Source organism: Pseudoflavonifractor sp. An187, assembly GCF_002160275.1.
Classification (GTDB): Bacteria; Bacillota; Clostridia; order Oscillospirales; family Oscillospiraceae; genus Enterenecus; species Enterenecus faecium.
The window spans coordinates 16512-36816 of the sequence record NZ_NFKG01000021.1 but is presented as its reverse complement, the minus strand read 5'-3'; the positions used below and the strand labels follow the sequence as shown (position 1 = coordinate 36816).

Here is a 20305-nt window from a genome sequence, read left to right as displayed (position 1 = left end):
TGATTGCAGTGAGGGTCCACCCGTTCCCATTCCGAACACGGCAGTTAAGCTCACTTGCGCCGAAAATACTTGGCTGGCGACGGCCCGGGAAGATAGGTAGTGCCGACACGAAGAGGACGATCATTTGATCGTCCTCTTTTTATTTTTTACGACTCTATAGAATCAAACTACAACCACAAGCCCCCTGGGGAACAATCCCCAGGGGGCTTTGACATGGGTTAGTGCTTGGCTCTGCGGACTCGCTCCATCAACAGGAGGAGACCAAGCGCGGAAATGGTCATTGTGGTGAACAGCACAGGAAGGTTGGCGCTGTCACCGGTCTGAGCCGGGCCTTCCGGCTGAGAGGTGGGTGCGGGGGAGGGAGTAGGCGTAGGAGTGGGCTTCTCAGCGTCCGGGTCCTTGGCTCCACAGACGGTGCAGACACCGTTGGAATAGCTGTGGCCCGTTGCAGGCAGGGTCTCCTGGGCCACCAAAACGGTGTGGCACACGGAGCACTGGCTGCCTTCGCTGAGGCCAGTCTCGGTGCAAGTGGGAACTTTCCCGGGGATTGCCTCGGGGGTGTGGGCGGCCAGGTCGCCGTAAGTGGTCTGGCAGATGGCGCACACAGCCTTCTCCTGGCAGGTGGCGGTGCCGCCGCTGTGTGCCTCCGGCTGGGTGGTGGCGGAGCAGCGGGAACACTGATACCAGTGGCTTGTCTCATCGTGGCACAGGACCGAGAAGTCATGGCCCAGGGCGTCATGCTTCACCACTTGCTGGGCGGTGTAGGGCTCCTCTTGGAAGACCACAGTGGCCACATAGGTGGTGCTGCCAGGCTCGGTGCAGGTGGCAGGAGTCTCCTGGGTGGAGATGACGGCATTCACCGTCTCAGAGTGACCACAGCCCTCATAGGTGCAGATAAAGGTAGCGGTGGCCTGAGAGAAATCCTCTGCCCACTGGAAGACGGGCTGTCCATAGGTGTGGGGAGGAACCAGATCCATCCACGCCTGATACAGGGCTTGGGTGAGAGCGGTCACCTGTTCCAGATGGGCTTGGGCGTCCGCCTCGTTGTCAAACACGGGTGCGTCATCGCTGGCCAGGAAGTCGTTGGCGGCCTGTTTGGCGGCCTGGAGGGCCTCCCAGCACTCGGGGGCGTAGTCCTGGGTATCCAAGGTGTCCACAAAGGCCACCAACTCTCTCAGACCGCTGGTGCTGACCTGATAGGTGGTGTGGGCGGGGATGGTGGTTTGCAGGAACAGCTGGAACTCGCAGCTCTCGGTGCTCACGTTGTACTGCTTGGTGGGTTCGCTGGAGTGGGACAGATAGAGCTCCTGGTCGCCCACCGTGTGGGAGATGGTATAGGAGCCGGGAGCGGTGCCAGGCTGGATGTGCAGAGTGTATGCCTCACTCTGGACGGGCACGCGGGCACCGGGCTGGGTGGCGGTATCGTTGAGACGGAGGTAGGCGCCGTCCGCCTCCAGGCTCTGGACGGTGTAGCCCTCCTCGGTCTGGGTGATGCGCCACAGCTGACGGCTGGCGGCATACTGTCCGTCCAAGGTCAGCTGGTTGTTGGACACGGAGCCGGTCACCTGATCGGTGTTGCTCTGGCCGTTGGCGTGATAGAGGATTCTCTGGGTACCGGCGTGATAGATGGCGTAGACACCCTCTGCGTCTATGCCGTCGGTGTCCAGATCATAGGTGGTTTGGGCCTCGTGCTCCTCACTGGAAATGGTATCCTGGAAACAGGGAGGCAGGGTGATGCCGCTCTCGTCCTGGACTGCCACAGAGAGCTTGGCGGTGCGGACAATCCCGTTGGAGGCGGTGGCCGTGGCGGTGATGGTAGCGGTGCCGCTGCGGACGGCGGTGACGACACCGGTGTCGCTGACCGTAGCCACTGCGGGGTTGTCCGAACTCCAAGTGATGGTGGCGGCATCCTCAGGGGTGACAATGGCCTGCACCTGTCCGGACTGGCCCACGCTGAGATTGACGAACTGGGGCTCCAGGGTCAGGATGATTTTCTCACTCTCATCCTGAATCATGTACCAGCCGTCACCCAGCAGGTCCTGGACCGTGAGGGTTTCAAAGGCGATCTGGCAGGGGGGAGACTGGTTTTCGTAGAGAATGGCAAAGGTGTCGGTGGCCTTGCCGTTCTCCTGGAGCTGGGAGACGCAGGAGTAGGCGAAGCAGTTGTTGACACCGGTGTAACGGGTGGCGTCGTCGTTAAGCCAGGTGACGGTGCCGTCCTCGGCCACGGAGCCGATGCGCACCACACCCTCCGAGCGCTGAATGCGGGCATAGGAGCCCAGAATCAGGTTGTCATACTCCTGGTCGTCGGGACCGATGAGGGTGCCCTCCAGATTGATGAAGGAGACCATGCAGCCGCCGCCACTCTTCTGACTGAACAGATTGTTGTCAGGCTGGCACTGGCTCCAGGTCACACCGCCATCGGAGGAGTCGGCGTAGCTGACATAGTTGATGGTGTTGCGGGAGTACATCCGAAGATCGCCGTTGGGGAGGAGCACCACTTGAGATTCGCTGGTCTTGCCCACCCCATTGAGGTTGCTGTTGTGCTCACCCCGCTGCCAGCTGGCGCCGCCGTCATCGGAATAGATGACGCTGGCCAGCTCGTTGCCGGTGCGGTTGTCATAGAGGGGGAAGATAATGCGCTCTGTGCCGTTGTAGGTCATGGTGATGCCACGGCCAGGGCAGACGCCGGTGAATTTCTCATTGGCGGCGGTCTTGATGTTCAAGAACTTGGGCTCGCTCCACTCCAGACCCTCATCGGTGACCTGAGCGGTGCGGTGCATGATGTAGAACACCGGATAGACCTTCCACTCGCTGTTCTGGAAGAACAGGTTCTTTTGCACTCGGTTGGCGGAGTTGCCCAGCTGGGCGACGTAGGGCTTGGTGAAGGTGCCGTCTTCCTCAGACTTGACATACACATTCAGGTAGGCATCCACCCAAGTATCTGTGGCGGTGCCGTCTTGGCTGCAAATGGGGTAGAGGATGACATCTTTGCCGTTGTCGTTGGCGGGCTCTGCCAAACCGTTGGTGTTGTTCAAATCCACATAGTAGGTGTAAGAAGAAACGGTCTTGGGGGCATAGGTGCCGGCGGTAGCCTTGGCCACCAGCAGGCGGCCCTGATCGTCAAAACCGGTGCTCTCTTGGCCCATCTGATTGCCGCTCATCAGGCCCACGTAGGAGGGGCAGGCATCCACCACCATGTGGACGGTGCCGTTGCTGTCCTGGACGATGGAGGGATCAATGAAGGAGCTGCTGGCGTTGCTGGTGGTGGTTTCCGCCATGTCGGCCAGGTAGTTCACCACTTCCCACTCCCAAGTCTGTCCGTTGTCCTTGGAGACGCTGACAATGGTGTCCAGGTTTTGGGGAGAGTCACCGCTGGTGGTCCAGCGGATGTCCGAGGCGGCCACGATCCAGCCGTTGTCCAGGGTGTACAGGGAGGGGATGCGGAAATGCTGGCTTCCGGTGGCCTCACTGCTGAAGGGCTCGGACACAGGCTGTGTGCCCTTGGGGTTCTCCCCCACCACGGTGGGCAGCACTTGGGTCTCCTGATAGAGCTGGAATTCAATCAGGGAAGAGTCCTGGCTGGTGCTGCAGTAGTATTTGTTGCCTGCGGTACTGCCGTGGGTGAGGTAGTTGCTGCCATTGGAGAGGGTATAGGTGCCGCTTTCCTCGTGGAAGGTGATGTCCACCCGCACCGGCTGGTCTGAGGTGTTTACATGTCCGTTGACGGCGGTGGTCTGGCTCAGATCCAGATAGCGGTTGCTGTCCAGACTCTTGATGTTGTAGCCGTCGTCTCCCTCTCGCTTTTCAATGGTCCACAGCTGCCGGGAAGAGGCAAAGTTGGAAGCCAGGCTGAGGGCGTCGTTGGCGGATGTCCCGGTGACCTGGTCTGTCTTTCCGGTCCCCGTATGGTAGAGAATGCTGCGGGTGGTGTTGTAGAAAATGGCGTAGGTTTTGCCTGCATCCACGCCGTCCCGATCTCTCAGGTACTGGACGCTTCCGTCGCCCAGATCGCCATCCACAATGGCAGACCGGGATGATGCACCGGAGATATCACGTTCTCCTGTGGCGCGGGCCGGGGGTGCGGTCAGACAGCAGCTGAGTAGGAGACTGGCTGACAACGCAGTGGCCGCGATGCGCTTAGACATTGGTGTTTTGTTCATAACACATCCTCCTTGTACATGTGCTTCTCTCTGTATTGCACAAAACTATCATACCAAAAAGTGGACTTCGGGTCAAGGGAATTGGGAGAGATTGGTGTAGAAGGACAAAAAACCAGGAGCCCGACCATCGGTCAGGCTCCTGGAAGGAAACGGAGGGGTTAGAGCATAAAGTCTTCTTTTTTCAGGTGGGAGAAGTTGGCCACCACGGGCTTTTTGGGCACACGCTTTAAGGGGTCATACCGGAAGGCACGGCAAGCGCCGCCCGGGTCCACCACGCCTTTCCGGGAGCACAAAATCTGCTCTTCATCCAGAGCCACACCTCGCTGGCAGTAGAGGCAGCGGGGTTCAATATTTTTTTGAAACAGCATAGCAAGTCTCCTGTTCTTCCGAGATCCCCCTCAGTATACACCAAATGTCCGCTATTTTCCACCTGTTTTTCCAGCCAAAAATCGACACAGAGCCACAAGGGCCATCCAGCAGAGCACTGCGGTGGCCAGGGTCACCGGGAGGATGTGGCGGAAATCCAGCTGGGTGATGGTCTGGGTCTGGGACGTGAGATAGTACGAGACCGGATAGGTGAGAGGGAAGAGGGTGGTCACCAGGTAGGTGAGAGCGGCGGAGATCAGGCCGTGGAGGAATTTGCCCAGCAGATAGGTGCGGGCAGAAAGGCCACTGTCAATGAGGAAGCACAGCACCTGACAGTGGACGGACAGCCCGGCCCAGCCCAGCATAAAGGCGGCCATGGAGATGGACCCGGCGGAACTGTCCACGCCACCCAGGGAGGACACCCCGGAGGTGAGCTCCAGCAGGCCCGCCACCAGCTGGGGAGCATAGCGGGAGGAGACACCCATCAGAGAGAGCAGCCGGGCAATGGCGGTGAATACTCCAAAGTAGGACATAAGCTGGAGGAGAGCGGAAAAGAAGATGACAAAGGCACAGATGTTCAGCAGATTGGAAAAGGAGCGCACCACCCCGTTGGCGAAGGCGGCGGGAATGGTGGTGGCGGCAATGGGCTTGGGGTAGCTGGTTACCGTGGCACGTGGGTCCTCGTGGCCGTAGAACCGAAAGAGCAGGCCCGTGAGGAGGGAGGCGACACAGTGGGAGGCATAGAGCAGCAGGCCAATCTGGCCGCTGCCAAAGATGCCAGCTCCCACCACGCCCAGGATGAAGGCGGGCCCGGAGTTGTTGCAGAAGGCCAGGAGCCGCTCGGTCTCCGTCTTGGTACACAGACCTTGGCGGTACAGCTCCAGGGCGGTTTTGGCCCCCAGGGGATAGCCACCCACAAAGCCCAGCACCACGGCCATGGCGCAGCAGCCGCTGACCCGAAACAGGGGGCGCATGACTCCCTCCAGCAGCCGCCCCAGATAGGCGGCCAGCCCCAGATCCACCGCCAGGGAGGAGAGCACAAAAAAGGGGAAGAGGGAGGGGATGATGACGTTGCAGCACAGGGTCAGCCCATTTTTCGCCCCTGTCATAGCCTGGGTGGGGGCGGTCACCAATGCCAGGGCGGCGGTGACCAACGCGATGAGGACGACGGAATCCCGGAGAACTTGTTTTTTTAAGATGCGAAACATGGCAGACCCTCCCTCGTGAGAAAAGGGTATGCGTGTCGTCTGGGGGACTTGCACGTCCCCCTCAAAAAGTATGACACATTAGTGTGCTAAAAATTTTTCTCTGAAAGGGGTTGACAAGTAGGGAGCGGGTGCGTATAATGGCCACAACAACTTCAATACAGCAAACCATTGATGGAGAGTAGTATCCAGTGTGGCGAACCTTCAGAGAGTCCCGGACGGTGAGAGCGGGGCGGGGAGCAGCTAGGAGAATGGACTTCGGAGGGCAGACCGAACGGGCGACCAAGTAGGGACTGACGGGTACCCCACCCGTTATCAGAAGGGGCGCATATGATGGTATGCGTAAGCGAGTGGGCGTCGTTTGGCGTCAATTTGGGTGGTATCGCAGAAGCTGAGCTTTTGTCCCATGTGGGGCAGAGGCTTTTTTCATTTTTCGGCCCTGGCAAAGCGGAAAAACATCTGCCGCCCAAATTCAAAAAATGGAGGAAAACACCATGAAAAACAATCAGATCATCCGTCGATTTGCCGCTTGTGCCGTAGCGGGCACCATGCTTCTCTCTCTGTGTGCCTGTGGTGCAGGCAAGGATGGGAAGGACGACACCTACAAGGTGGCTGTGGTCAAGCAGATGGACCATGCCTCTCTGGATGAGATCGCCAAAGCAATCACCACTCAGCTGGACTCCATTGCCCAGGAAAAGAATGTAACCATTGAATATGAGGTGTATTCCGGACAGAACGACCAGTCCGTGCTCAAGCAGCTGGGAGACCAGGCTATTGTAGACGGGGTGGACGCCATCATTCCCATCGCCAGCACCGCCGCTCAGGTGATGGCCCTGTGTGCCCAGGACACCCAGACCCCTGTGGTATACGCCGCAGTATCGGACCCCAAGACCGCAGAGCTCACCGGGCTGGACTACGTCACCGGCACCAGCGATGCCCTGGAGACCAGCGTCATTCTGGATATGATGCTCACCCAAAACCCCGATATGAAGAAGGTGGGACTGCTGTACTCCCTGTCCGAGCCCAACTCCGCCACTCCCATCCAAGAGGCCAAGGAGTACTTGGACAGCAAGGGAATCTCCTATGTGGAACAGACGGGCAACACCAATGACGAGGTGATCGCCGCCGCTTCCGCTCTGGTGGCCGGTGGTGTGGATGCTATCTTTACCCCCACCGACAACGTGATCATGTCCGCCGAGCTGGCCATCTATGAGCAGCTGGCTCAAGCCAAAATTCCCCACTACACCGGGGCGGACTCCTTCGTGAGAAACGGCGCCTTTGCCACCTGCGGCGTCAACTATACCGATCTGGGCACCCGCACCGCAGACCTGGCCTATCAGGCTATCACGGAGGGTGTGGACGGCATGGAGGACGTGTACTACATGGACGGCGGCCTCATTACCATGAACACCGAGACCGCCAAGGCCCTGGGCATTGACCCCCAGGTGTTTAGCCAGCTGGGTAAAGTGGTGGAAGTGACCACCACCAAGGAATAAGAAAACATGCCCCGTCCGGTACGAACGTGCCGGACGGGGCAAAGGAGCGTGAAGGAATTGCTGTATATTGTGCAGACGGCCCTGGAGCTGGGCTTTTTGTATGCGCTGGTGGCCATGGCCCTGTTTTTGAGCTACCGCATTTTGGACATTGCCGACCTGACCACCGACGGGGCCTTTGTGCTGGGGGCGGCGGTGTCGGTGACGGTGACCGCGGCCGGCCACCCCTTTTTGGCCATTCCGGCGGCCATGGTGGCAGGGGCCTGTGCCGGGTTTGTCACCGCCTTTTTGCAGACCCGCCTGGGTGTGCCCTCCATTTTGGCGGGCATCGTCACCAACACAGGATTATATACCGTGAACCTCATGGTGATGGGGTGGAGCTCCAATGTGAGCCTGCTCAAAGACGACACCATCTTCTCTCTGTTTCGCACCACGGGCATCGGCGGGAAGTGGTATGAGACGGTGCTGGCCGGGGGCGTGACCATCCTCATGGCGGTACTGTTGGTGCTCTTCCTGGGCACCCGGCTGGGCCTGTCCATCCGGGCCACCGGAGACAACCGGGACATGGTGCGGGCCTCCTCGGTAAACCCCACCTTTACCATTACCGTGGGCCTGTGCATTGCCAACGCCCTCACCGCCCTGTCCGGCGGCATGGTGGGCCAGTACCAGCGCACCGCCGACATCAACGGCGGCACGGGCATTGTGGTCATCGGGTTGGCCTGCCTCATCATCGGTGAGACGGTGCTGGGCCGACGCTCCATCCTAAAAGGAGCCATTGCGGTGATCGTGGGCTCTATCATCTATCGCCTCATTTATGCCATTGTGCTCTACACCAAGGTGGTGCCGGTGGAGTGCCTGAAGCTGGTCACCGCCATCATCGTGGGTCTGGCCATTGCGGCCCCCACCCTGCGCAGTTGGGTGGCGTTCCAAAAGAAAAAAGCCATGGCAGGGAAGGGAGCGTGAGGGAACATGCTGAACATCAAAGGGATTTCCAAGACCTTTTATCCTGGAACCATCAATGAGAAAACCGCCCTTTCCAATCTGTCTCTGGAGGTAAAGGACGGGGATTTTATCACCATCATTGGCTCCAACGGAGCGGGAAAATCCACCCTCTTCAACGCCATTGCCGGGACCTTCTATGTGGACCAGGGCAGCATCACTCTGGGGGGACGCAACATCACCTATCTCCCGGAGCACAAGCGCAGCCGTACCATTGGGAGGCTGTTCCAGGACCCCTTGAAGGGGACGGCGCCCCACATGACCATTGAGGAGAATCTGGCTCTGGCCTATCTGCGTTCCTCCCGGGGCAACGCTCCCTTCAGCCGCATTAGCAAAAAGGACCGGGCCATGTTCCGGGAGCATCTGAGCCTGTTGGGCATGGGATTGGAGGACCGCATGGGCCACCCGGTGGGGCTGCTGTCTGGCGGCCAACGTCAGGCCTTGACTCTGCTTATGGCCACCTTGGTTCCGCCCCAGCTGCTGCTGCTGGACGAGCACACCGCTGCCTTGGACCCCGCCACGGCGGAGCAGGTGCTGAAACTGACCCGGGACATTGTGGCCCGGGACCACATCACCTGTCTCATGGTCACCCACAACATGTCCCAGGCCCTGGAGCTGGGCAACCGCACTTTGATGATGGCAGACGGCCACGTGGTGCTGGACGTGGAGGGAGAGAAGCGGCGGGGGATGACCGTCCAAGACCTCCTGGAGCAGTTCAAAGCGGGCACAGGCCAGCAGCTGGACAACGACCGCATGTTGCTGAGTGAATGAAAAAAGTCGTTCTCCCACGGGAGAACGACTTTTTGCTTGTATAGGACTTATTCCAGCTCGAAGGCTCCGGTGTACAGCTGGTAGTACTTGCCCTTCTGGGCGATGAGTTCGTCGTGGCTGCCTCGCTCGATGATGTGGCCCTGCTCCAGCACCATGATGGCGTTGGAGTTCTTCACGGTGGAGAGCCGGTGGGCGATGACAAACACGGTGCGGCCATACATCAGGGCGTCCATACCCTTTTGGACAATGGCCTCGGTGCGGGTGTCGATGGAGGAAGTGGCCTCGTCCATAATCATCACCGGGGGATCGGCCACGGCGGCCCGAGCGATGGCCAGCAGCTGGCGCTGGCCCTGGGAGAGGTTGGCGCCGTTGCTGGTGAGCATGGTCTGGTAGCCGTGGGGCAGGCGGGTGATGAAGTCGTGGGCGCCTGCCAGCTTGGCGGCGGCGATACACTCCTCGTCGGTGGCCTCCAGCTGACCGTAACGGATGTTGTCCATGACGGTGCCGGTAAACAGATTGGTGTCCTGGAGCACGATGCCCAGGGAGCGGCGCAGGTCCGCCTTGCGGATGGTCATGATGTCGATGCCATCGTAGAGGATGCGGCCGTTGTGGATGTCGTAGAACCGGTTGATGAGGTTGGTGATGGTGGTCTTACCGGCACCCGTGGCGCCCACGAAGGCCACCTTCTGGCCAGGCTTGGCGAAGAGGGAGATGTCGTGGAGTACGGTTTTCTCGGGCACATAGCCGAAGTCCACGTGCTCAAAGCGTACGTCCCCGGTGAGGCGGGTGTAGTGGAAGGAGCCGTCCTCCTGAGGTACTTTCCAGGCCCAGACGTTGCTGCGGTAGGGCACCTCTTTCAGGGAGCCGTCCTTCTGCTCCTGGACATTCACCAGGGTCACATTGCCCTGATCCACCTCGGGCTCCTCGTCCATCAGCTCAAAGATGCGCTGTGCGCCGGCCATACCCATGACCACCAGGTTGATCTGCTGGGACACCTGACCAATGGTACCAGTGAATTGGCGGGTCATGTTGAGGAAGGGAACGGTGATGCTGATGCTGAAGGCCATGCCGGAAAAGCTCAGGTTGGGGGCGTGGGTGATGAGAAGGATGCCGCCCACGATGGCCACCAGGGCATAGATGAAGTTGCCGGTGTTCATGAGGATGGGCATGAGGGTGTTGGCGTAGGTGTTGGCCTGCTTGGAGTCGGACATGAGAGCGTCGTTGAGCCGGTCGAAGTCGGCGCAGGTCTCGGACTCGTGACAGAACACCTTGACCACCTTCTGGCCGTCCATGAGCTCCTCCACGAAGCCCTCCACCTTACCCAGGGACTTCTGTTGACGCTGGAAGAAGGTGGCGGACTTGCCGCCGATGGAGCGGGTGAACTTCACCATCACCAGGGAGCCCAGGAGAATCACCAGGCTCAGCCAGAAGCTGTAGTAGAGCATGATCACCAGCACGGCCAGAATAGTGACGATCATGGACAGTAGCTGAGGGAAGCTCTGGGCCACCATCTGGCGCAGGGTGTCGATGTCATTGGTGTAGTGGCTCATGATATCGCCGTGGTCGTTGGTGTCAAAGTAGCGCAGGGGCAGGTTCTGCATGCCGTCGAACATCTTCACCCGCAGCTTTTTCAGCAGTCCCTGGGTGATGATGGCCATCAGCTGGGTCCACACGATGGTGGAGATGAGGGCCAGGCCGTACATGGTGGCCAGAATGGCCACCAGCCGCAGAATCTGGGGGGCAGCAGCGGCCCAGTCACCGGTCTGCCAGTTGGTCTCGATGACAGCGATGATCTTCTGCATGAACACGGTGGGAAGGCTGCCCACGATGGCGCTGAACAGGATACACACCAGAGCCACGGGCATCAGCACCGGGAAAAACTCAAAGAGGGTGCGCAGCAGGCGAACAAAGGTGCCTTTGCGATTGACGGGGACATTAGGCTTCATCTTCCTGACCTCCTTTGTTCTGAGACTCGTAGACTTCCTGATAGATGGGGCTGCTCTTCAGCAGCTCCTCGTGGGTACCCATGGCCACGATGCGGCCACCGTCCATGATGAGGATACGGTCGGCTTCCTGCACCGAGGCCACACGCTGGGCCACAATGATTTTGGTGGTGTCGGGGATGAACTCCCGGAAGGCCTTGCGGATGAGGGCGTCGGTCTTGGTGTCCACAGCGGAGGTGGAGTCGTCCAGAATGAGAATCTTGGGCTTTTTCAGCAGCGCACGGGCAATGCACAGACGCTGCTTCTGGCCGCCGGAGACGTTGACGCCGCCCCGCTCCAGGTAGGTGTCGTACTTGTCGGGGAAGAGCTGGATGAACTCGTCGGCCTGGGCCAGACGGCAGGCCTCCATGATCTCCTCGTCGGTGGCGTCGGGGTTGCCCCAGCGCAGGTTCTCCTTGATGGTGCCGGAGAAGAGCACGTTCTTTTGCAGCACCACAGACACGGCGTTGCGCAGGCTGTCCAGGTCGTAGTCCCGCACATCCACACCGCCCACCCGGACAGTGCCTTCTGTGGCATCGTACAGACGGGGAATGAGCTGGATGAGAGAGGACTTGGAGGAGCCGGTGCCGCCCAGAATGCCCACGGTCTCGCCGGAGCGAATGTGCAGGTTGATCTGGGAAAGGGCGTCCCGCTCGGCGTCAGCGGAGTACTTGAAGTCCACCCCGTCAAAGTCGATGGAGCCGTCCTTGACTTCCATCACAGCGTTGTCAGGGCTGGTAATGGTGCTGCGCTCCTGGAGAACCTCCACAATACGGTGGGCGGACTCAGCGGAGATGGTGATCATCACGAACACCATGGACAGCATCATTAAGCTCACCAGAATCTGAAAGCTGTACACAAACAGGGAGGACAGCTTGCCCACGGTGAGGGCCACGCCCTGGGTGCTGATGATAAAGTAGGCGCCCAGCCCCAGGATGAGGCAGGTGGCGGAATAGAGGCAGAACTGCATCAGAGGGGAGTTAAAGGCCATGATGCGCTCGGCCCGGGTGAAGTCCCGGCACACATCTTCAGCGGCGGTGGAGAACTTCTCCTTCTCAAAGTCCTCCCGGACGTAGCTCTTTACCACCCGCATGGCCTGCACGTTCTCCTGGATGGAGTTGTTCAGGGTGTCGTACTTGCGGAACACCTTGACAAACAGGGGATGTACCTTGCAGATGATAACCGCCAGACCGATGGCCAGTACCGGGATGGTGAACAGGAAGATGAAGGCCATGGAGCCGCCCATGATGTAGGCCATGATAAAGGAAAAGACCAGCATCAGGGGGAAGCGGATGGCGCCCCGGATGATCATCATAAAGGCCATCTGCACGTTGGTCACGTCGGTGGTCATACGGGTGACCAGAGAAGAGGTGGAAAAGCGGTCAATGTTGGCAAAGGAGAAGTTCTGAATGTTGTAGAACATATCCCGTCGCAGATTCCGGGCATAGCCGGCGGATGCGGATGCGGCGGTGGTGCCTGCAATCCGTCCAAAGAACAGGGAAAAAGCAGCCAACACCATGAGAATCACACCGTAGTGGACGATGGTGGACAGCTCACAGCCTTTTTGGATTTCCAAAACCAGATTGGCGGTGAGGAAGGGGATGATACATTCGATGATGACTTCCAGAGTGACAAACAGGGGGGTCAATAGGGCGTCCCGTTTGTACTCCCGGATGGATTTTGCCAGAAGCCTGATCATACTCCGATTCTCCTTTTCTTAAAAATTTTCGAATGGAAAAAAACACGTAATCCAGTATACACATTTTATAAAAAATAGGAAAGCGTCAACTGTTACAAAAAACGGGAGAAAAATTGAGAACTCATGCGAAAAAACTATGAAAAAAGAGGGCAGCCCGCACTTCTGGTGCGGGCTGCCCAAGCTCTTTGGTTCGAAACATGGAGGAAGGAGATTCTATGAGTTAGCGATAGCTAACCATGGGACAACTATACCACGTACCGATTAGAGTGTCAAGAGAATTTTTCAGAATCGGAGGAAAAATCCCTGAGCCCGGGGGCAGAGGGTTGAAAAAAGGAGAATGGCATGGTATACTAACCTGTAAATGTGAAAAACTGCCTGTGCCATAGGCAGTGTGGAATCTATAGAACGAAGGGAACGATTTTTTCATGTCCGGACATTCCAAGTGGCATAACATTCAGAAGACCAAGGGCGCGGCAGACGCCAAGCGCTCTCAGACCTTTACCAAGATCGCCCGTGAGCTGATCGTGGCCGTGAAGACCGGCGGCAGCGGCGACCCCAACAACAACTCCCGTCTGGCCACCGTCATTGCCAAGGCTCGTGCGGCCAACATGCCCAACGACAACATCAAGCGCACCATTGAGAAGGCCCTGGGCTCCGGCAACTCCAACGACTACGAGGCCATCACCTATGAGGGATACGGTCCCTGCGGCGTGGCTGTCATCGTGGAGGCCCTCACCGACAACCGTAACCGCACTGCCTCCGAGGTGCGCCACTACTTCGATAAGTTCGGCGGCAACCTGGGTGCCACCGGCTGCGTGTCCTGGTCCTTTGACCAGAAGGGCGTGCTCATCATCGAGCGGGAGGACCTGGACGAGGACGTGGTGATGATGGACGCTCTGGACTGCGGCGCTGCCGACTTCGAGCCCGAAGAGGAGTGCTTCACCATCTACACCGATCCCGACTCCTTTGCCACCGTGGTGTCTGCCATGGAGGAGAAGGGCTACACCTTCGCCTCCGCCAAGGTGGAGATGGTGCCCCAGAACTACGTCACCCTCACCGATCCAAAGGACATCCAGAACATGGAGAAGATGATCGATATCATGGAGGACAACGACGATATCCAGAACATCTACCACAACTGGGAGCAGGAATAAATCCTCTCGAAAATGCTAGCATTTCCGAGAAGTTGCAGCCCGCTGCATGCATAATCGGGTCAAAGGACGACCCGATTCCACACTGGCGGGCTGAGAAGTGTTTTTCCCGATGCGCATGTCCCCGGGGAAAACGGATTTTGATTTCTTTTCCCGCCGAAAGGCGGGAAAACTCTGCCGAGGGCTTTGGACAGACATAAGAATCGGCTTCCCTTGCGCAGACCATATGAGTTTGATCATCGAAAGCGCCCCCTCCGGCATCGCCGGAGGGGGCGTATTTCATTTATTGTTTTCCTAGTTGCTTGTTCTTTTCATAGGCGGCCAGCACGGCCTGGATGGCAGCGTGGCGCAGGCCGTTGGCCTCCAGGGCGGCGACACCGGCAATGGTGGAACCGCCGGGGGAGCACACGGCGTCTTTGAGGGCTCCGGGATGTTGCCCGGACTCCAGCACCATGGCGGCGGCCCCCATCAGCATCTGGGCGGCGTACTCCATGGCCTGCTTCCGGGGCAGACCCACCATGACCCCGCCGTCGGCCAGGGCCTCGATGAAGGGATAGACGTAGGCGGGACCGCATCCGGCCACCGAGGTAAAGGCGTCCATGTGGGCCTCGTCCATGAGGTCTACCCGCCCGGAGCGGGCGAGAATGTCCTGCACCGCCTGGATGTGGTGGGGCTGGGCGGAGGGGGCGGCGCACAGAGCGGACATGCCCTGCCCAATGGCTACACAGGTGTTGGGCATCAGCCGCAGCAGGGGGAGATTCCGGGCCTTGGCCGGGAGGAAGGAGCACAGGGTTTCCAGGGTCACCCCGGCTGCCACCGAGATGAGAACCTTGGTAGGACAGAGTTCCAGGTAAGGTCCTAGCTCTTTGAATACCCCTGCCAATAAGTGTGGTTTGACACACAGAAAGATGTAGTCAGCTTGGGAGAATGCGTTGAGATTGTCCGGGACTACCTGGCAGCCCAGCTCCTGGGCCAAAGCTTCCGCTTTGGCATAGGTGCGGTTGGCTAGATACACCTGGTCCGGTCCCACGCTGGCACAGGCGGCCCGGGCCAGGGCGGAGCCCATATTTCCGCAGCCGATAAAAGCGACACGAGACATGTAAACCCCTCCTTAAGCTTCTTGCCGCAGAGAGCGGTTGATGGCGCAGAGAATGGCCCGCAGAGAGGCCCGGCTGATGTTGTGGCTCTTGCCCACGCCGAACACGTCCTGGCCGTTGGGGGCCTTCAGGTGGATGTAACACACGGCCTGGGTGTCCGAGCCGGAGGAGATGGCGTGCTCTTTGTAGTCCACAAACTGATAGCCGTCAATGGGGGCCTCCGGCAGGTTGTGCAGGGCGTTGAAGAAGGCGTCGATGGGGCCGTTGCCCTCGCCCCAGACCTCCATGGCGTGGCCCTTGTAGCTCACCTCGCCCACAAACTCCACCTGGCTGGCGTCCCCGTGGCGGGCGTCCTCCTGGAAGCTGTGGCGCTCCAGCTGATAGGTCTTGGGCACGGACAGATATTCCTGGTCGAAGAGCTGGAAGATCTGCTCGGGCTTGAGCTCCTTGCCCACCCGGTCGGACTCCTTTTGCACCACGGCGCCGAACTCGGCGTGCATGGCACGGGGCAGATCATAGCCGAAGTTTTGCTGCATGACAAAGGCGGCGCCGCCCTTGCCGGACTGGGAATTGATGCGGATGATGGGCTCGTACTCCCGTCCCACATCGGCGGGGTCGATGGGCAGATAGGGCACCTCCCACATGTCGGTGCCGCTGTCCTGCATGTAGTGGAAGCCCTTGTTGATGGCGTCCTGGTGGCTGCCGGAGAAGGCGGTGAACACCAGTTCACCCACATAGGGCTGGCGCTCCCCAATCTTCATCTTGGTGCACCGCTCGTACATGTCCCGGATTTTGTTGATGTTGTGGAAGTCCAGCTTGGGGTCAATGCCCTGGGTCCACATGTTCATGGCCAGGGTGACCATGTCCACGTTGCCGGTGCGCTCGCCGTTGCCGAAGAGGGTGGCCTCCACTCGGTCAGCGCCCGCCAGCAGGCCCAGCTCAGTGGTGGCCACGCCGGTGCCACGGTCGTTGTGGGGGTGGAGGGAGATGATGGCCCGCTCCCGGCCGGGCAGGTTGCGGATGAAGTACTCCAGCATGTCGGCAAACTGGTTGGGCATGCAGTTTTCCACCGTGGTGGGCAGGTTCAAAATGACGGGGTTCTCCGCAGTGGCGTGGAGGTGGTCCAGCACAGCGGCGCAGATTTCCACGGCGTAGTCCATCTCGGTGCCCATGAAGGACTCGGGGGAGTACTCAAAGCGCAGGCTGGTTCCACCCTCAATGACGGGCTGAGCCATTTCATAGATGAGGTCGGCGGCATCGGTGGCGATCTTGGTGATGCCGTCGCAGTCCATGCCGAACACCACCTTGCGCTGTAGGGTAGAGGTGGAGTTATAGAAGTGGAGAATCACGTTCTTGGCCCCACGGATGGCCTCAAAGGTGCGGCGGATGAGGTGTTCCCGGGCTTGCACCAGCACCTGAATGGTGACGTCGTCGGGGATGTGGCCGCCCTCAATGAGCTCCCGACAGATTTCATACTCGGTCTCGGAGGCGGAGGGAAAGCCAATCTCAATTTCTTTCACGCCGATGTCCAGCAGGGTGTGGAAGTATTCCAGCTTCTCCTGGAGGTTCATGGGGTCAATGAGGGCCTGGTTTCCGTCCCGCAGGTCCACCGAGCACCAGACAGGAGGCTGGGTCAGCACTTTGTCCGGCCAGGTGCGGTTGGTGATGGGCTGGGGCTGGAAGGGGATATACTTCTGAAAGCCTGGTTTCAAATTCATGGGGAAGTTCCTCCTTTATTCCGATGCGGGGGATGAAAAAAACGCCCCCGACACAAACTGTCAGGGGCGTAACATTACGCGGTACCACCCTAATTCCGTCCACGGTCACCCGTGGGCGCTCACGGCCTCCAACAAGGCCTCGACCTGTAACGGGATCACCCGTCCGCCCTTACTGCATGGAGGTTCAGGACGGCAGCTCCGGGTCCAGTATACACACAGGGACATCCACCGATTTGCACCACCCATCGGCTCTCTGAAGGACCTCGACTGTGTCTTCTTCCCATCGTCGCCTTTCACTTGGTGATATTTTAGCGGAACAAAGCGTGTTTGTCAAGGAACAAAGGATGGGGAAAAAGAGGGGGAAGAAATTGTGAAAAATGTCTTGACAGAATGGGAACCCTATGGTAAGATAACTCTTGCATTTGGGCTGCAAGCTCCGTCATGGAGAGGTGTCCGAGTGGTTTAAGGAGCTAGTCTTGAAAACTAGTGACTCGAAAGGGCCGTGGGTTCGAATCCCACCCTCTCCGCCAATTTTATATTTTCTTTTTATTCGGTCTGCGGAAGTACCCAAGAGGCCGAAGGGGCTCCCCTGCTAAGGGAGTAGGCGGTCCAAAGCCGCGCGAGGGTTCAAATCCCTCCTTCCGCGCCAGAAATCCCGAACGCAAACGCGTTCGGGATTTCTATTTTCTCTTTACGTTTCAAAAAAGAATCCCTGTGACATCCAAGTCACAGGGATATTTTTATAGGAAATGAAAGGTTGTGTTCTGTCACAGAACACCCAGCCACTCCGCCACATTGACCCCCAATCCAATGACACACAGCACCAAGGTGGTGATGAGCACCCAGTACAGCCAACGGCGGAAGAACAGGGCGCGCCGCTGGTCACGCTTGGACGGCTGCTCCATGGGAAACGCTCCTTTCTCTTCTGGGGATTAGTAGGCCACCACCACGCCGCCGTTGTTGGCGTAGAAGGAACTGATGCCCCGGGTTTCTGTGATGAGTACGTCGGAGACCTCACAGGTCTTGAGAATCATCATGCGCAGGTATTCCGCCCGCTCTCGGCACAGACAGTGGGCAATGCACAGCAGCTTGCCCTTGTGGTTTTCGTCGGCAGCCACGATGTCCACCAGCTTGTTCAGTGCCTGCTTGATGGACAGGGCCTGAGTGTGCTTCTTGATCTCGCCCTGGGGCGTGGAGCCCATCACCAGCTTCACCCGCAGCGCCCCGGTGACCAGAGACTGCACCCGGGTCAAACGTCCGGCCTTGCGCAGCATGTCCAGGTTTTCCAGCACGAACAGGGTGTTCATCTCGGTGATATACTTTTCCACCTGGGCCACCACCTGAGCAAAGGGCATGCCGGAAGAGGCCAGCTCGGAGATTTTCAGAGCGATGAGGGTCTCACCAGCGGAGGCAGAGCAGGAGTTAAACACCCGGATGTTGCGCTCGGGGTGCTCCTCCACAAACATCTGGGCGGCCTGCCACGCGCTGTTGTGGGAGCCGGAGAGCAGAGCGGAGAGGGTGACCACATAAATGTCTCCATCCACCGCCTCAAAGGCGTCCAGATAGTCCGCCGGAGAGGGACAGGCGGTGTGGGAGGCCTCCTGGCACATGGCCATGGCATCCACCAGGGTCTGAGGTACCAAGGTGTCATCATCCCGGAACTCGTTCTCACCCACATATATGGTCAGGGGAACACTATGGAAAATGCCGGACCGGAGCAATTCGGGGCTGAGGTCGCAGCAGCTATCGACAATAATTTTAAAACTCATAAACAAAAACCCCTAATATCATTTTTGCAATTAAATTCTAGCAGACCCAATCTGTAAAGTCAAGGAAAGAAGGGGTGGGGAAAGGAAGGATTTACAAATTGGAAATAATCGTATCAAGTGAAATTGTAGAAAAAGTTCCTTGACGGTGGTATCAACTCATAGTAAAATAGTGGGGATATATAAAGAGAGGTGTGATCACTGTGAATCAACTGCTCAATTCGACATCTATTTATCGAGTCGGCTGCTATGATCCCGACATTGACCTGTTTGAAAGCCAGTATGTAGTGCCCCAGGGCGTTACTTACAACTCCTATGTGATCGTGGACGAGAAGGTGGCCATTCTGGACACCGTGGACCCCCGCAAGACTGAGGAGTGGCTGGCCAACCTGGACGAGGTGCTGGGCGATCGTCAGCCCGACTACCTGGTGGTGCATCACATGGAGCCCGACCACGCTGGTAGTGTGGCCCAAGTGGCTCAGCGTTATCCCCAGATGAAGCTCATTGGCAACGCCAAGACCTTCCCCATGCTCAAGCAGTTCACTGGTGTGGATTACACCGACCGGGCTGTGGTGGTCAAGGAGGGCGACGTGGTGGAGCTGGGTGAGCACAGCCTCACCTTCGTTATGGCACCCATGGTGCACTGGCCTGAGGCCATGGTGTCCTATGAGGCCAAGGAGAAGGTGCTGTTCTCCGCCGATGGCTTCGGACGCTTTGGCGATGGCAATCCCGAGACTGAGTGGGTGGAAGAGGCCCGCCGCTACTATCTGAACATCGTGGGCAAGTTTGGCCCCCAGGTGCAGGCCCTGCTGAAGAAGGCCGCCGGCCTGGACATCGCCGTGGTGGCTCCCCTCCACGGTCCTGTGCTCACCGGAGATGCCATCGGCCTGGCTCTGGAGAAGTACACCCAGTGGAGCACCTATCAGCCCGAGGAGAAGGGCGTGCTGGTGGCTTATGCCTCCATCCACGGCAACACCGCCAAGGCCGCTCTGGAGCTGGTGGACATGTTGAAGGCTGAGGGTGTGAAGGTGGAAGCCATCGACCTGACCCGTGAGGACTGGGCCAAGGCTGTGGCCAAGGCCTTCCAGTACACCAACCTGGTGCTGGCTGCCGCCACCTATGATAACTTTGTCTTCACTCCCATGGCTACCTTCCTCTATCGCCTGAAGACCAAGGCCTTCCAGAACCGCACCGTGGCTCTGGTGGAGAACGGCACTTGGGCTCCTCTGGCCGCCAAGGAGATGCGGGCCGCTCTGGACCAGCTGAAGAACATCACCGTGATGGACCAGGTGGTCACCATCCGTTCCGCTCTGGACGATACCAGCCGCGCTGCTCTGGGTGAGCTGGCCAAGGCGGTCAAGGCCACTCTGGACTAATCTCAATCACGTCAGAAAAGGGGCAAGCCCGGTGCTTGCCCTTTTTTTGCACCAAAGGAGCGTATTTTGTGAAGAAACTGTTTGAAGGGACCTTTGTCCGCTTTTTGATGGTGGGCGTTCTCAATACGGCGGTGGGGTTTGGGGTGATGTTCGCCCTGTACAACCTGGCCGGACTGCACACCTGGGGAGACCTGGGCTACTGGCTGTCCTCGGCCGCCAACTACATTGTGGGCAGCGTGGTCAGCTACTTCCTCAACAAACACTTTACCTTCCGCAATGCCGAGCGAGGCTGGAAGGTGGTGGGCCGATTTGTGCTGAGCATTGCTGTGTGCTGGGTGCTGGCCTATGGCATTGCCAAGCCTGCGGTGGCAGTGGTCCTGTCCGGTATGCCGCTGAGCCAGCAGATGCAGGGTAACCTGACCATGCTGGTGGGCGCAGGCCTGTTCGTGGTGCTCAACTACGCCGGTCAGCGGTTCTTTGCCTTCCGCAGCACCGAGAAGAACCAGTAAGAAAACCAGA

The 20305-nt window shown here is 58.7% G+C and carries 16 protein-coding genes, 2 tRNA genes, 1 rRNA gene and 1 other annotated feature; of the genes, 10 read left to right on the top strand and 9 right to left on the bottom strand.

All coding sequences use genetic code 11. The features are described from left to right. Positions 1-108: ribosomal RNA gene (rrf, locus tag B5F22_RS09080) — 5S ribosomal RNA — on the top strand; the annotation flags it as partial. A 110-nt stretch (positions 109-218) separates the two neighbouring features. Here the strand turns inward: rrf and B5F22_RS09075 are convergent. The 3 genes from B5F22_RS09075 to B5F22_RS09065 form a co-directional block, all read right to left on the bottom strand. Then, positions 219-4163, bottom strand: a complete 3945-nt coding sequence (locus B5F22_RS09075) for an exo-alpha-sialidase (RefSeq protein ID WP_087392319.1) — start codon at positions 4161-4163, stop codon at positions 219-221. A 158-nt stretch (positions 4164-4321) separates the two neighbouring features. Then, the gene (locus tag B5F22_RS09070; RefSeq protein ID WP_087392318.1) at positions 4322-4531 is read right to left on the bottom strand and encodes a hypothetical protein; all 210 of its coding nucleotides are present in this window, start codon (positions 4529-4531) and stop codon (positions 4322-4324) included. 51 nt (positions 4532-4582) lie between these two features. Further along, positions 4583-5737 (bottom strand): nucleoside recognition domain-containing protein, encoded by a 1155-nt coding sequence (locus B5F22_RS09065; protein ID WP_087392317.1) that lies wholly within the window; start codon positions 5735-5737, stop codon positions 4583-4585. A gap of 327 nt (positions 5738-6064) precedes the next feature. Between B5F22_RS09065 and B5F22_RS12325 the strand changes: the two genes are divergently transcribed. The 4 genes from B5F22_RS12325 to B5F22_RS09050 are packed head-to-tail and all read left to right on the top strand — an operon-like array spanning position 6065 to position 8997. Then, the gene (locus tag B5F22_RS12325; protein ID WP_158096672.1) at positions 6065-6232 is read left to right on the top strand and encodes a hypothetical protein; all 168 of its coding nucleotides are present in this window, start codon (positions 6065-6067) and stop codon (positions 6230-6232) included. Continuing rightward, on the top strand, positions 6229-7230 hold the full coding sequence (locus B5F22_RS09060; protein WP_087392316.1) for an ABC transporter substrate-binding protein: 1002 nt from the start codon (positions 6229-6231) through the stop codon (positions 7228-7230). Before B5F22_RS12325 ends, B5F22_RS09060 begins: the two co-directional genes overlap by 4 nt. Before the next feature lie 57 nt (positions 7231-7287). After that, positions 7288-8190, top strand: a complete 903-nt coding sequence (locus tag B5F22_RS09055; RefSeq protein ID WP_087369238.1) for an ABC transporter permease — start codon at positions 7288-7290, stop codon at positions 8188-8190. Positions 8191-8196: 6 nt separating this feature from the next. After that, complete coding sequence (locus tag B5F22_RS09050; RefSeq protein WP_087392315.1) at positions 8197-8997, top strand: ATP-binding cassette domain-containing protein; 801 nt, start codon at positions 8197-8199, stop codon at positions 8995-8997. Between the two features lie 47 nt (positions 8998-9044). On the opposite strand, the gene B5F22_RS09045 is transcribed toward B5F22_RS09050, so the two are convergent. Both B5F22_RS09045 and B5F22_RS09040 read right to left on the bottom strand, forming a co-directional pair. After that, on the bottom strand, positions 9045-10943 hold the full coding sequence (locus B5F22_RS09045; RefSeq protein ID WP_087392314.1) for an ABC transporter ATP-binding protein: 1899 nt from the start codon (positions 10941-10943) through the stop codon (positions 9045-9047). Next, positions 10933-12678, bottom strand: coding sequence for an ABC transporter ATP-binding protein (locus B5F22_RS09040; RefSeq protein WP_087392313.1), 1746 nt, complete (start codon positions 12676-12678; stop codon positions 10933-10935). Before B5F22_RS09040 ends, B5F22_RS09045 begins: the two co-directional genes overlap by 11 nt. A gap of 425 nt (positions 12679-13103) precedes the next feature. On the opposite strand from B5F22_RS09040, the gene B5F22_RS09035 reads away from it, so the two are divergent. Further along, positions 13104-13832 carry a YebC/PmpR family DNA-binding transcriptional regulator gene (locus B5F22_RS09035; RefSeq protein WP_087229229.1) on the top strand — a complete coding sequence of 243 codons (729 nt, stop codon included), beginning with the start codon at positions 13104-13106 and terminating at the stop codon, positions 13830-13832. A gap of 280 nt (positions 13833-14112) precedes the next feature. On the opposite strand, the gene proC is transcribed toward B5F22_RS09035, so the two are convergent. Both proC and leuA read right to left on the bottom strand, forming a co-directional pair. Beyond that, the gene (gene proC / locus B5F22_RS09030; protein ID WP_087392312.1) at positions 14113-14928 is read right to left on the bottom strand and encodes a pyrroline-5-carboxylate reductase; all 816 of its coding nucleotides are present in this window, start codon (positions 14926-14928) and stop codon (positions 14113-14115) included. A 12-nt stretch (positions 14929-14940) separates the two neighbouring features. Continuing rightward, on the bottom strand, positions 14941-16644 hold the full coding sequence (gene leuA, locus B5F22_RS09025) for a 2-isopropylmalate synthase (protein WP_204210569.1): 1704 nt from the start codon (positions 16642-16644) through the stop codon (positions 14941-14943). 59 nt (positions 16645-16703) lie between these two features. Continuing rightward, positions 16704-16940, bottom strand: a binding site (T-box leader). Between the two features lie 147 nt (positions 16941-17087). Between leuA and B5F22_RS09020 the strand changes: the two genes are divergently transcribed. Together B5F22_RS09020 and B5F22_RS09015 are read left to right on the top strand one after the other, a co-directional pair. Further along, positions 17088-17174 (top strand) — tRNA-Ser (locus tag B5F22_RS09020). Between the two features lie 27 nt (positions 17175-17201). Beyond that, a tRNA-Ser gene (locus B5F22_RS09015) sits at positions 17202-17293 on the top strand. Positions 17294-17411: 118 nt separating this feature from the next. Here the strand turns inward: B5F22_RS09015 and B5F22_RS12320 are convergent. Together B5F22_RS12320 and B5F22_RS09010 are read right to left on the bottom strand one after the other, a co-directional pair. Further along, positions 17412-17549, bottom strand: a complete 138-nt coding sequence (locus B5F22_RS12320; RefSeq protein ID WP_158096671.1) for a hypothetical protein — start codon at positions 17547-17549, stop codon at positions 17412-17414. Positions 17550-17576: 27 nt separating this feature from the next. Then, a complete protein-coding gene (locus B5F22_RS09010; RefSeq protein ID WP_087392311.1) occupies positions 17577-18413 on the bottom strand; it encodes a DegV family protein in 837 nt (278 codons plus the stop codon). 200 nt (positions 18414-18613) lie between these two features. On the opposite strand from B5F22_RS09010, the gene B5F22_RS09005 reads away from it, so the two are divergent. Continuing rightward, on the top strand, positions 18614-19786 hold the full coding sequence (locus B5F22_RS09005; protein WP_087392310.1) for an FprA family A-type flavoprotein: 1173 nt from the start codon (positions 18614-18616) through the stop codon (positions 19784-19786). A 68-nt stretch (positions 19787-19854) separates the two neighbouring features. Then, a complete protein-coding gene (locus tag B5F22_RS09000) occupies positions 19855-20295 on the top strand; it encodes a GtrA family protein (RefSeq protein WP_343219378.1) in 441 nt (146 codons plus the stop codon). Positions 20296-20305 lie beyond the last annotated feature (10 nt).